The organism is Flavobacterium gilvum (assembly GCF_001761465.1).
Taxonomy (GTDB): domain Bacteria; phylum Bacteroidota; class Bacteroidia; order Flavobacteriales; family Flavobacteriaceae; genus Flavobacterium; species Flavobacterium gilvum.
The window spans coordinates 3,251,077-3,265,068 of sequence record NZ_CP017479.1 but is presented as its reverse complement, the minus strand read 5'-3'; the positions used below and the strand labels follow the sequence as shown (position 1 = coordinate 3,265,068).

Sequence of the window (13,992 nt, the reverse complement as noted above, 5' to 3'; positions counted from 1 at the left end):
AAATAAAGTAGTTTAAAATTGAAGTCCTAAGGAATATTTTGACCTTAAACAGAAAAAATCTGCTTATTATCTTTCATTTAATTATATTTGGAATTGATTTACATAAACGATTTAGTAAATCAAGCTGCCTCAAAATAGTAACCAATAACCAACAAACCATGAAAATTAAAAACACCTCATTTCTGTGTTGCTGATTATTTCAGTTTCTTTCCCAAAGTTTTCTCAGTTGATTATTAAACCGCTGTGGCAACAACTCATTTTCATTCATTATATTGATTTTAATAAAAGTTATGAAACGAATACTAAGACACATTTTTATTTTCTTACTGATCTGTTCCAGCCAGTTTGTACAAGCTGGGCCGGGCAGTATCGCCAATAAAGCAACTGTAACAGCCTCCTCCGAAAACTTTGGGGAGGGAAAAGCCGTCAACGTAATTGACGGAATTATTCGCACCGATGGTAAAGGAGAATGGATATCAAAAAGTACGGTTACTTTTTGGGGACAGATTGATTATCCTTGGATACAGTTGACCTGGCAACAGCCTCAATCCATCAATAAAATTATTTTGTATGATAGGGTTGCGACAGCTTCACACAATGCCGGAGGTACACTTATATTTAGTAATGGTACACGAGTTCCTGTTTTTGCTATACCCAATAATGGAGCGCCCAAAGTGGTTGATTTTCCAGAACAGACCATAACTTGGGTGAAATTTGAAACAACGGATGGAGATGGTTCGGCAATTGGTTTGTCTGAAATGGAAGTATTTCCGTCACCAACACAAATATCTGAACCAGTTTCGTGGGTAGATCCTTATATTGAGTCAAACCGAGGTCGTTATTTCTTTTTTGTTACTGGTAGTCAGCCTTTTGGAATGATTAGCGCTGCGCCATTAACCCGTAACAAAAATCAATATGGAGGAGGATACAATTACAATTCGACTGAAATATTGGGATTTCCTCAAATACATTGCTGGATGCTGTCAGGTATAACTCTGATGCCAACCACTGGTACCATTAATCCAAACAAAGGGGAACAGGAATGGAAATCTAATTTTTCGCATGATGGTGAAATTGTGCAACCGGGTTATCATCGACTTTATCTTGAAAAATACAATACTTGGGTAGAACAAACTGCGGCAGATCGCATCAGTTTTTATCGCTTTACATATACCAAAGATGCTTTGACTAATGTATTGATTAATTTGGGAGGCTATGTTGGTGAAGCGACAATGAATGATGCCCGAATCAAAAAAGTAAGTAATACTCGCATTGAAGGTTCTGTAAATACAACCGGACGTTTATGGGGCGGGCCCGAAAATGTACGTATTTATTTTGCGATTGATTTTGAAAAACCATTTGAAAAACTAAATGGCTGGGATGGAAAACAGGAATTGAACGACATAACAACCTTGAATGGAACCCCTGAGAAAACAGCTAAGAACACGGGGAGAATGAGTTATTATGATGCAGCGACTACTGGAGTTGCGGCTCAGTATCATGTAAAAGCCGGTGAAACAGTTCAAATGAAAGTGGCGGTTTCTTTTACCAGTGTTGACAACGCAAGACGTAATTTGGAATCGGAAAACAGAGGCTGGAATTTTGATAGTCAACGAACCGAATCGCAAAACGAATGGAATGAAATGCTGGGACGTATTGCTGTAAAAGGCGGTAGCAACAACCAAAAAATTAAATTTTATACGGATTTATGGCATGCGTTGCTGGGGCGTCATAAGTTAGATGATGTGTCCGGAGATTATCCTGATAACACCGAAGGGGAGCGACGAGGAAATGCTACCGTTAACACCAAATTTAAAATAAGAACATTACCGAAAGATCAAAACGGTAAAGCAAAATTCCACATGTATAATTCAGATGCATTTTGGTTAACGCAATGGAATTTGAATATTCTATGGGGATTAGCCTGGCCCGAAGTCTTGGATGATTTTGCAGGGTCATTGATTCAATATGCCGAAAATGGAAAGCTATTGCCACGTGGGCCTTGTGCTGGTGGTTATTCGTATATCATGACGGGTTGTCCTGCCACTAACCTTATTACCAGTGCTTATCAAAAGGGCATTCTTACAAAGAAACCTGCTGCTTTGGCTTACGAAGTAATGAAACAAAATCATGCACCTGGGGGAATGATGGGGGAAAAAGAAGAAATGGAATTTTATATAAAAAATGGTTATTATCCGTCGAATGCAGGTATTACTACAGAAATTACTTTTCAAGACTGGGCATTGGGACAAATGGCTAAAAAATTAGGGAAGAAGAAAGATTACGAGAATTTTAATAATCGCTCGCAAGGATGGACTAAATTATTTGACTCAGATCAAAAATTAATTTTTCCAAAAACCAAAGAGGGAGATTGGTTGCATAAAGAAGCATTAAGCGGAAATGGCTGGGTAGAAGCCAATGCATGGCAGGCAACATGGTCTGTTTCGCATGGTATTCATCAATTGGCTAATATGATGGGAGGAAATGACACCCTTTGCAAAAAGTTGAATTACGCCTTTGAACAATCCAAAGATCAGGATTTTGTTTTTGGCTACAATGATGGATATGTCAGTTATGCCAATCAACCAGGCTGCTCTAATGCACATGTTTTTAATTATGCAGGACGACCTGATTTAACTCAATATTGGGTACGCAGGGTAAATGAGCAGGCTTATGGTGCTGTTACTCCAGACAAAGGTTATGGTGGTCACGATGAGGATCAAGGTCAGATGAGTGGTGTAAGCGCTTTGACGTCTATCGGATTGTTTAGTTTAACGGGTACCAGCGCCATCAATCCAGAGTATGATATTACAAGCCCAGTATTTGATGAAGTCGTAATTAAACTTAACAGTAAGTATTATAAAGGAAAAGAGTTTGTTATTAAAACCTATAATAATTCTAAAACCAATTGTTACATTCAAAAAGCGGCTTTGAATGGAAAAGAACATAATCACTTTTCATTTTCGCATGCTGATTTCAGTAAAGGAGGGACTTTAGAATTATGGTTGGGTGCAAATCCAAATTTGACGTGGGGTAAGTAGTAATAAAATATTTTAATCATCACTGTGTGCTCGAATACATTTTATTGTTATATTTAAAAAAATCTTTAATATGTCAGACAATAATTATTCAAGAGGAAAGTTTTTAACACAAGCCTTATTGGCTTCTGCAGCTGTTGCAACCCCCAGTTTTTTATTTTCCAAAGAGCTAAACCTGTCTGGTTTTGGGTCTGCTGATAAGGTAAACCTTGCCTGTGTAGGAATAGGTAACCGCGGGGGCGAAATTATTCGTGAACTTTACAATACAGGATTGGCTAATATTGTGGCACTCTGTGATGTAGATATGGAAGCGCCTCATACATTGGATATATTAAAACAGTTTCCAAATGTACCCCGATTTAAAGATTTTAGAGAAATGTTTGATAAAATGGGCAATCAGATAGAAGCTGTTTCTATTGGAACCCCTGATTTTTCTCATTTTCCGATTACAATGATGGCGATTGGTCTTGGTAAACACGTGTATGTGGAAAAACCGATGGCACGTACATTTAATGAAGTAGAATTGATGATGAAGGCCGCAAGGAGGCATCCGAAAGTAGTAACTCAGATGGGAAACCAAGGACATTCTGAAGCCAATTATTTTCAGTTTAAATCATGGGTGGATGCCGGTATTATTAAAGACGTAACAGCTATCACTGCTCACATGAACGCCCCAAGGCGTTGGCATGGTTGGAACCCAAATATTACTTCATTTCCGCCTGCTGAGCCTATCCCGAGTACACTCGACTGGGATATTTGGCAAATGCAAACCCAAGGGCATCAGTTCAACAAAGATTTTGTAAATGGTCAATGGCGTTGTTGGTTCGATTTTGGAATGGGAGCTTTGGGTGATTGGGGAGCACACCTTCTCGATACGGCTCATCAGTTTTTGGATCTTGGACTTCCTTATGAAGTTGATCCTATTAAATTGGAAGGACATAATAAGTTTTTCTATCCAATGTCAACAACGCTTTCATTTAAGTTTCCGAAACGTGGTAGTATGCCACCAGTTGAAGTAAAATGGTACGATGGAATTAATAATCTTCCTCCAATTCCTGCAGGATATGGGGTACAGGGACTTGATCCCAATATTCCGCCACCAAGCAATGGAGCTATTGCACCAGCAAAACTGAATCCTGGAAAAATTATTTACAGTAAAGATTTAACATTCAAAGGTGCTTCCCATGGCAGTACTTTATCGATCATTCCAGAGGAAAAAGCAAAAGAGATGGCTTCTCGTTTACCAATTGTACCAGCAAGCACATCAAATCACTTTGCTAATTTTTTAAAAGCTTGCAAAGGCGAGGAGAAAACACGTTCCCCTTTTGAAATTGCAGGCCCGTTAAGTCAGGTATTTTGTCTTGGCGTATTGGCGCAATGGACTGGTGAAAAAATTGTGTTTGATAGAACCAAAAAAATAATTACCAGCAGCAAAAATGCCAATGAGTTATTGGTAGGCCCACCACCTAGAAAAGGATGGGAGCAATATTACAAAGTATAATTTTTAATATAAAAAGAAAAGCATTCGCCAAAAACGAATGCTTTTTTTATGGATAAGGAAGTTTCAGATTTATTTCAACACTCTAATTTTAATATTCTTATAATCCACTTCGTTGCCGTGGTCTTGAAGTAAGATATGTCCTTTTAGAGCTTCGCCAAAGTTTGGCCACTCTTTGTATTTACTAATGGCAACCAAATCACGGAAAGCTTGTGAGCCACGATCATATTCCAGTACTTTTAGACCATTAAGATAATGTTCGACATGATTATTAGGATAAACAATAATGCGCCCTGTATTCCAGTTGCCAGGTTGAGCAAATTTCCCTTCCGTTTTTTTGGCAGTGATTAGGTCATATAGAGAGGCAAGTGTACGGTTGCCGTCTCTTCCCAATTTTGCATCAGGATGTAATGTGTCATCTAGCAATTGGTATTCGAGACCAATGGCAGATTTACCTTGTACCTGTTCTTTTAATGTTACAAAATATTTTACGCCACTATTTGCTCCTTTTGTCAGTTTAAAATCCCACGAAAGTTCAAATGCACCATATTCATCTTTGGTTACAATATCACCACCATTTGTTGATTCTCCTCCGTTTGATGATAATACTGTTAAAATACCATCTTTTATCGTCCATCCTTTTTGCGGGAAAGCATCTTTGTGCGCACCAATCCATCCACTATTGGTTTTGCCATCAAATAGCAACTTCCATCCGCTTTCTTTTTCGTAATCTGTCAGGTTGTTCGGGGTTTTGTTAACAACATAAATTCCTTTAGGAAAAGCAAGTGGTTTTATGTTTTTTGTTTGAATGCGAATGTTTTTCCAAGATATTTTATACCCTTCTTCTTCCTTTTTGCCAATGCCGTGTACTTGTAATCCTATAAGTCCTTCATTGGTAATTTGTTCGTCAACTAAGTAGGAAGCAGGTAATCCGTCTAACCAAGTTTTTACCGTGTTGCCGATACATTCGATACGTACTTTATGAAATTTATTTATTGTTAAAAGTTGTTGTTGTTTAGGGTTGTATGAACCTGGATATAGCCAGCCTCTTCGGGATTCGTCATAAATGCCAGCAGTCCATTTGCGATCAGTGGGGTCTAATTCATATTGATAACCATTGATTACGCCTTTGCCCTTATTTCCTTTTGAATCAAAATTACTTTTGAATTGTATCCCAGAATTGATGTTTGCATTATTCAGCATTACTTCCATTTCTAATACAAAATCACCAGTAAATTTTTGGTCACATACTAAAAATGAGTTTGGGGAATTTACGATAGATGTGCCTACTATACAACCATTTTCTACTGTATAAGGCGCAGAACCGGTCATTTGTTTCCATCCATTAAGTGTTTTTCCGTCAAATAATGATTGCCAGTTGTTTGATTGTGCACCCGAATTAAGTGCAATAAATAAAAAAAAGATTGTTGAAATTTGTTTCATTGGTTGTTTGGGTTAAGTTATGTTAATATTAAATTCTGGTTTCCATGTTTCCAAGGAATGGTTATAAATGGATTTATTCATGAGGTGTACACAAAAAGCTGTAGTAGCTCCTGTGATAACGTTAGACACGGGTTTCTTTTGTTCGATAATCGTTTTGTAAAATTCCTGAAGCGCATACCAACTACCATCTTTAGATTTTTCATTCAGGATTGGAATTCCGCCATCTTTTGTCCACTCAATTTTTGTGGCTCCCGTAACACCATCAACGGTTTCCATATCTTTTTTTGTTTCTTTTTCTGGAAAAAAAATACCATCGTTCATCAATAATTGCACGGTACCTTTTGTTCCTTTTAATTTAAAGAGATAACCATCTTTTTCGTTACTGCAGGTTGCTCCAAAATTCCCAATCATTCCCTCTTTATTATATCGCAAAATAGTTTGTACGTTGTCAAAAGTTTCTCTTCCATCTTTATAATAGTCAATACCGCCGGTTCCAATTATTTCATCGGGATGCGTGTTGAAAGCCCAGTTAATAAAATCTACTTGGTGAGATAATAACTCAGCAGGTAAACCACCAGAATATTCTTTGTACATACGCCAGTTTATCTGTCTGTCTGTGTAGCCTGCAGGAACAGGTCTGCGCCAGTTCCAGTTGCGATCCCAGCGGCAGTCAATTTGAGTTACTTTACCCAGATAGCCTTTGTCAATCATTTCTTTTACTTTAAAATAAAGCGGCGTATAACGGTATTGGTGACCAACCTGTAATACTTGTTTGGGATATTGTTTTACTAATTTTACCAATGCAAGAGCCTGTTCAGCATTATAAGTCATTGTTTTTTCGAGATAGACATGTTTTCCAGCACGAATCGCCTCGGCCGCAATTTCATAATGCATATTTAGTGGCGTAGCAACAATCACGGCATCAATTGTTTTATCGTCTAGAATTTTTCGATAATCATTTTCGTAACGAAGCGAATTAAGTTTATCGAGTTGTTTTGCTCGTTCCAGACGGAAGGGTAATACATCACAAACCGTAGTCAGTTTGAATTGAACGGGCATATTATTTAAAACACTTCCCAACCCGCTACCTCTGTCACCACAGCCGATAATACCAACCGAAATGATTCTGTCATCTTCATTTACAGTTGCGGCCTGTAACATTTGCTGATGAAATAAAACCCCTGCGGTAAACAATCCTGTTTGACGGATAAAATCTCTACGTTTCATTGTTAACTAATATATTATTGATTTTTTAATTTTAAAAAAGCAGTGCTTGATGTATCGGCAATAGTTCCGTCTTTTTTTCTGTAAATAAAATAGGCAGCCAGATTTTTTTTGTTTTCAACAAATGCCAAAGCCTGTTTAAGTCCCATCAACATTAGTGCATTGTCGTATGCATCGGCGGTTATGGCATCGTTTGCAAAAACAGTTACACTGATGAGTTCATTATTGTGCGGATAACCTGTTTTTGGATTGATAAGATGCGTTATTTTTTTGCCTTTACTTTCATAAAATTTCCGGTAGCTGCCAGATGTTGTGATAGCTCCTTTGTCTAATGTAATTATTTTTTGCAAGGGATTTTGTCCAAATGTATCTTCTGCAGGTGATTCAATGCCTATCTTGAATTTTTCTCCGTCGGGCTGTTTTCTTCCTTGAACTCTTATTTCGCCACCTAGTTCCACGACATAATTCTCAACACCATGTTTTTCAAGTAAATCTGCAAGTTCATCAACCGAATAACCTTGGGCAATTCCATCGAGATCAATTTTTACGCAGGGTTTTTTCTTATACAAATAATTTCCTTTGAGTTCAATCAAATTGTTGCCAATACAATCTTGCAATAAACTGATAGTTGAGGAATCAGGTTCAGATGCTGTTTTCTTTACACCAAAACCCCATGCTTCTACCAATGGATAAACGGTAATATCAAACAGCCCATTAGTTTCTTTAAAAGTCTCAATTGATTTTTTGATAACAGGAAATAAGGAATTATCCAGAATAATACCTTTTTCCGAATTATTGAATTGATTTATGTGTGAATACGTTTTGTATAAAGAAAGGGAACTATCAAGTTTTATTAACTTCTGAGCTATCATTTCTTTGGTAATCACACTGTCTTTTTCATAATAAACAATAGAATAGGTTGTGCCTTGTGCTTTGCTAGCAATACTGTATCGCTTCCATTCTTTCGGGCGATGTGATGTTAAACCAATAAGAATCAAAATGATGATAAATGGTACGAATAAAAAAGTCCTAAATATGTTATTTTTCAACAAGCGTCGAAAGCTATTTGAAAAGAAAACAATGGACTTCAATTTTTTATTCATTAGTGTTAGGTTATTTTATTCTTTTGAGAACTTTTTCATTCTAGGTTTGGCTCTCTCCTTATTTTGTTGTCAAATATTTTTTTGCAAAACAGCAAGTTAAGAATATAAAATAGATAATGACAATTTTCAATCAGAAATAGTGTTCGAACACAGTTTGCAGCTAATCCTCATCGCAAATAACTTACTTTTATTCGTGTAGAATTGTGAGAGAGATACTTTGATGCAAATCAGTAAAAAAAGATTTGGTTTGCCACATCAAAAAAGCCTGATAAGGTAATTTAAGGAAGATTTTTATCCATTTACGGAAAATCATACCCTTTATTATCAGTAAGATGAAATAATTTTGGTCTACCAAATCTCTTAACCCCCATTAAGTAGTTGTATGAAATATTTTTCTTCAATCTTATTCTTTTACTTGAATCCAAGACTTAATTATAGCCTGTGTAAATGCAATGCGTTTTATATTTTAGGTATTTGTTCAATATTGTTTTGTGTTTTTTCTTATGATGCAGTTGCTCAGAATAGTTCTGATATTATTCATCAAAATGATATTGAGAGAGCACATGAATTAAAAGCCTTGGTTTTGTCACATAATGCAGATTATGGGGTTGATAAAAAGGACGTTCAAAACGCTGTGGGAGAAACGAATACTCAAGATTCATTTTTTTTGGAACAACAAGTATCTTTTATTTCTGTATCTATAATTATTTTCGTACTGGCAATTGTTCTGAAATTTTTATTGCTCCCCGAAATGAATTTTGTAGAAGATCAAAGTAAGATTAATCTAAGTTTTTTTCAGAAGATTAAAAATATGTTGATGCAGCCTCAGTTTGTTTTGGCTTTGATTGTTTTGATATTATATTTCTATACTGCTTCCGAAATTTTGGCTGGGAATTCTCTTGGCGATTTTCTAAAAAGATTAGAGGTTTATGTAGTACAGCTTGATTTTTATCAAAAATTAATCTTGTTTACAATGACTTCTATAGTTATAGGCTGTGTTTTGGGAATAGCGTTAATTCCAAAATATGTTTCTCTAACTTCTTTTTTAAAATTATCTTGTACCCTCGGAGTTCTTTTGGCTGTTACTATTTTATTCATTTCACCTTGCACAATGATTACATTATTACCAGGAATTCCGGAATTACCGGTTGTCATTGTATTGGTAGCGGTTTTGGGATTTGTTAATGCGTTGTTTTGGCCTGTAATTTGGTCAATAGTATTTAGAGACTTTAAGGATTTATTATAAAAATTGGCGGTGCCCTGTTAATTATGGCGATTAGCGTGGGGCTATAATTCCATTACCATACTTGGGCACTGACCAATTTTTTTTTGAAAATATTTACACGATTCGAGTCAAGAGATCTGAAAAAATAGGTGAATGATACTCATTTCAATGTTTTTCTAGATCTAAATCTACACTTTTGAAAACCTAAACATCTGCCTGTCCTTTGTTTTTAATATAATCGTTTGGGGTAATGCCGTACATTTTCTTGAATTCACGGCTAAAGTACTTGGCATCATTAAACCCAACCTGTAAAGCAACTGATAGGATGTTGGTTTCCCCTTTTTGAAAAAATGTAACGGCGTGTTTTAAACGTTGCGTTTTAATAAATTCATTTAAGGACAAGTTGGTAAGAGCACTAAATTTTTTGTACAAAACAGATTTACTCATGCCAATTTCAGCAGTGATAAAGCCGAGATCCAGATTGGTATTGGCAATATTTTCTTCGATAATTTGCTGTAGTTTTTGGAGGAATACCTCTTCCTGAGATGATTCTTCGGTTGTTATAATCGGTAATTGTAATAGCTGTTCACTATATTTCTTTTGCAAAGAACCTTTTAAAGATAGAAGATTACGGATGTTAAGCTGTAAAATCTGATCGCTGAAAGGTTTGGTAATATAAGCATCGGCGCCGTGTTGCAAACCATGAATTTGGTGTATGGAAGCAGATTTTGCCGTTAACATAATTACAGGAATATGCGAAGTACGTACATCAGTTTTAAGTTTTTTGCAAAGTTCCAATCCATCCATAATAGGCATCATGACATCGCTAATGATTAAATCAGGAAGTGTCTGAATCGCATTTTTCCAACCTTCCAATCCGTTTTCACTTTCATAAACATGGTATTGATTTTCCAAAGATTGTCTGATGAACTCTCTTACTTCATCATTGTCTTCCACAATTAGAATATTAGCAGTTTTGGTTTTATCCTCTATTACGGCATCATCAATAATGTCTTCGGGTGTGTACTCGTTAATTTCTTTATAATCATGGTTTTCAATGATTGGAGTAGGGGCAATATCAATCTCGCTTAAATGATTTTTGCCTAGCTGTAACACTACCGTAAAAGTAGTTTTGCCTGTTTCGGTTTCTGTAGACGGTTTACTAGCCACCGTTATTTTTCCTTTATGGAGTTCTACCAGACTTTTTGATAATGTCAAGCCAATACCCGTTCCTATATTTTGCCCTGCCTGATAAAAACTTTTGAAAATATCGTCGATATTATCAATATCGATACCTTTACCATTATCAGTTACCATAATTTCAACCTGTTGGTCGTTTAAGGAAATTTCTAGGCTTATACTGCCTTCATTTTGTGTGAACTTGAAAGCGTTTGCTAATAAATTAAAAAACACTTTTTCCATTTGGTCTCTATCAAAATAAACCAAAATGGAGTCATGACTACTTTTGAAGGTATACTGAATGTTTTTTGCCTCGGCAAGCGTTTGAAAATGGTTGAAAATTTCTTTTGCGGCGCTTACAATGTCTTCTTCAAAAAAGTACAGGCGCAGGTTACCGGAATCTGCTTTTCTGAAATCCAATAATTCGTTTACTAGACGATACAGTCGTTCTGTGTTGTTTTTAATGCTAAGAGCATATTTATTGGCTTGTGTGTTTTCGGCAGTTAATTGCTCTAATTTTTCTATAGGTCCCAAAATAAGAGTCAATGGTGTTCGGATTTCATGCGAAACATTGGTAAAGAAATCCAGCTTCATCTGATAGTCCTGCTTTTGATGCTCTGCTCTTAAATTTTCAAAATAAAGCTCTCGTTTCAGGTCGGCTCTTGCTTTTAAAAATTTTAAGACATAATAGGCTATTGAAGAAATTATGATAAAATAAATAAGATAGGCCCACCAGGTTTTCCATATTGGAGGAAGTACAACTATGTTTATTTTTTTGACATTTTTGTTCCAAATACCATCATTATTGGCTGATTTTACTAAAAAATCATAGTTTCCAGCAGGCAAATTAGTATAAGTAGCCGATGGTATATCTACATAGTTCCATTCTTTTTCAAAACTATCAAGTTTGTATGCATACTTGTTTTTATTTGATTTTATAAAATTTAATGACGAAAACTCGATTGTAAAATTGTTTTGATCATGATCAAAAGTCAAAGAGTTGCTGTAATTTATGTCTTTATTCAGAAGTTCGTTTTCATCGTTGACTTTTACACCTTTATTAAACAATTTGAGGTTCGAGAGTACAACATCAGGCGGTATCGTATTTCTTTGAATATTGTGGGGAATAAAGCTTACCAATCCGTTGTAAGTGCCGAAAAACATTCGCCCCTGACTATCATGAAAAACAGAATTGGTATTAAATTGATTATCAGGAAGACCATCCTGAATATTAAAACTTCTAAATATATTTAATTGGCGGTTGTATTTTACCAAACCATTATCGGTTCCCATCCATAAATTGGTATCATTATCTTCTGTGATAGACAATATATTATCACTTGGTAAACCAAAATCGGTATTAAAAATTTTGTAAGTATTATTTTTTAAGTTCAATAATGCCAGTCCGTTATGATAGGTTCCTACCCACATATTTCCATGGCTGTCTTCAATAAAACAGTTGATATTGTATTTGAATGGCTTGTTCGATTTATCTTTAAAACTTTTATGCTGCAGTTTTGAATCTTGGTAAACGTAAATTCCGAGAGGTGTACCCACCCAAATACGACCTTTTTTATCTTCAAAGAGCGTATTTATCCACTTTTCTATATATGTTTTCCCGCCGGTGGCAATATGGCTGAATTTTTGGTGAGCAATGTCATAAATACTAAGACCGTTATCTGTTCCTACAAATAATTTATTTTCTTTGCTAACAACGAGGCAATTAACGTTATCCGAAGCAATGCAATTGCTGTTACTGGCATTTCGTTTGAAAACTGTAAAACTTGAAGTCTTGGGGTTAAAAAGATTTACACCTCCCAAACCTGTTCCTATCCAAATATTTTGATTTTTATCAATAGCAATGGCTTTAACCAGATTGGAACTCAAGCTGTTTTTATCATTAATATTATTTTTGTAATTAATGAACTGTTGATTGATTTTATTAAAATAATTAAGACCTCCGGCTTCGGTACCAATCCATAAATTGTGTTTGTTGTCTTCAACTATTGCGCTGATAATATTGCTACTAATACTATTTTTATTGATGTTGTTTTGATAAAAGGTAAAAGGCGTATTTACAGAATATACAATATTGACTCCTCCAAAATAAGTTCCTATCCAAACAGATCCACTTTTGTCCTGAAAAATGTCATAAATAGAGTTTTGACTTAAACTGTTTGGATTTGTAGGATCGTGTTGATAATTAATAAACTGGTGAGTGTAGGGGTTCAAAATCGATAATCCGTCTTGTGTTCCAATCCAAAGCGAACCATTTTTATGAACTAAAATTTTTCGGATATTATTGTTTACCAATGAGTTTTTATCATTGTTGTTTTTTACAAAATGAGTTAGTTGCAATGTTTTTTTATCAAAAAGATAAAGACCGCTTTTTTTTGTTCCTATCCAATATCTTAAATTTTGATCTTGTATAATGCTTGTGATTAAATCAACATTCTCACTGTTTTTGAATTCGGAACTGAAATGTCTTCTTGTAATTAGTTTTTTATTTGCAAAAAACAATTCATATAATCCCGCCGATGTTCCTACCCAGATATGATGGTTGTTGTCTTCAAAAATTTCTGAAACCTGCAGATTTTCTTTTGCTATTTTAATGGGGATAATTTTATTGCTTTTGGCAGCTTTAAATTTTAGTTGTGTCAAAGAACCAATCCATAAATTACCATTAGAATCCTGCAAAACTTTCAAAAGACTTTCAGTTTGCGGTAGAACAGTGACAAAAGAATTGTCTTCAGAATGGTATAAATCCAATCCGTCAGTGACAATCCACATTTTTTTATTTGAAGCAAATGCGAGTTTTTTTATAAAATCGTTGGAAGAAATACTGTTTTTGTTTTCAGGATCATTTTTAAAAACTTTAAATGTACGGCCGTCAAAACGATTTAAGCCATACTTTGTCCCAAACCACATGAAACCGGTAGAGTCTTGGCTGATTGATAAAACAGAGTTGTTTGAAAGACCATTAGTAACATTTAAATGGTTGAATGATAATGAACTATTTTGGGAAAAGCTTTTTGAAGGAGAAAAAAGTAAGCTCCAGAAGCAAATTCCCCAAAAAAGAATTCTCAAATTGTGATTTTTAAAAATCATTAAATAGGTTTAAGTTTTACAAAATTAAGCAGTTTTTGAAACTGTTAAAAATAGTTAATTTTATATTAATAAAATGTAAAGGTGGGGAAAAATATATCATCAATCACGATTGTAGATATGGGTCAAAATTAATAGAAATTTTATTAGTCTGAAAATAATAATCCTTTAAAATAA

Annotated in this window: 7 protein-coding genes; 3 read left to right on the top strand and 4 right to left on the bottom strand. The window is 35.1% G+C overall.

Going from position 1 to position 13,992, the window contains the following annotated elements:
• Window positions 1-290: 290 nt before the first annotated feature.
• Window positions 291-3,041 (top strand): GH92 family glycosyl hydrolase, encoded by a 2,751-nt coding sequence (locus EM308_RS13360; RefSeq protein ID WP_035637824.1) that lies wholly within the window; start codon window positions 291-293, stop codon window positions 3,039-3,041.
• A 70-nt stretch (window positions 3,042-3,111) separates the two neighbouring features.
• A complete protein-coding gene (locus tag EM308_RS13355; protein ID WP_035637822.1) occupies window positions 3,112-4,539 on the top strand; it encodes a Gfo/Idh/MocA family protein in 1,428 nt (475 codons plus the stop codon).
• Between the two features lie 69 nt (window positions 4,540-4,608).
• Here EM308_RS13355 and EM308_RS13350 read toward each other — a convergent pair whose 3' ends face one another.
• From EM308_RS13350 to EM308_RS13340, 3 genes are read right to left on the bottom strand one after another with little or no spacing between them, the layout of a single operon-like run.
• Window positions 4,609-5,979, bottom strand: a complete 1,371-nt coding sequence (locus EM308_RS13350) for a 3-keto-disaccharide hydrolase (protein ID WP_035637821.1) — start codon at window positions 5,977-5,979, stop codon at window positions 4,609-4,611.
• A gap of 12 nt (window positions 5,980-5,991) precedes the next feature.
• Entirely contained in the window at window positions 5,992-7,206 is a 1,215-nt protein-coding gene (locus EM308_RS13345) for a Gfo/Idh/MocA family protein (protein ID WP_035637819.1), read from the bottom strand.
• Between the two features lie 14 nt (window positions 7,207-7,220).
• Window positions 7,221-8,306, bottom strand: coding sequence for an FAD:protein FMN transferase (locus EM308_RS13340; protein ID WP_081907300.1), 1,086 nt, complete (start codon window positions 8,304-8,306; stop codon window positions 7,221-7,223).
• Between the two features lie 382 nt (window positions 8,307-8,688).
• Here EM308_RS13340 and EM308_RS13335 point away from each other — a divergent pair, with 382 nt between their 5' ends.
• Complete coding sequence (locus tag EM308_RS13335) at window positions 8,689-9,552, top strand: MFS transporter (RefSeq protein ID WP_157503413.1); 864 nt, start codon at window positions 8,689-8,691, stop codon at window positions 9,550-9,552.
• Window positions 9,553-9,735: 183 nt separating this feature from the next.
• Here EM308_RS13335 and EM308_RS13330 read toward each other — a convergent pair whose 3' ends face one another.
• On the bottom strand, window positions 9,736-13,797 hold the full coding sequence (locus tag EM308_RS13330) for a hybrid sensor histidine kinase/response regulator transcription factor (RefSeq protein WP_231926271.1): 4,062 nt from the start codon (window positions 13,795-13,797) through the stop codon (window positions 9,736-9,738).
• Window positions 13,798-13,992 lie beyond the last annotated feature (195 nt).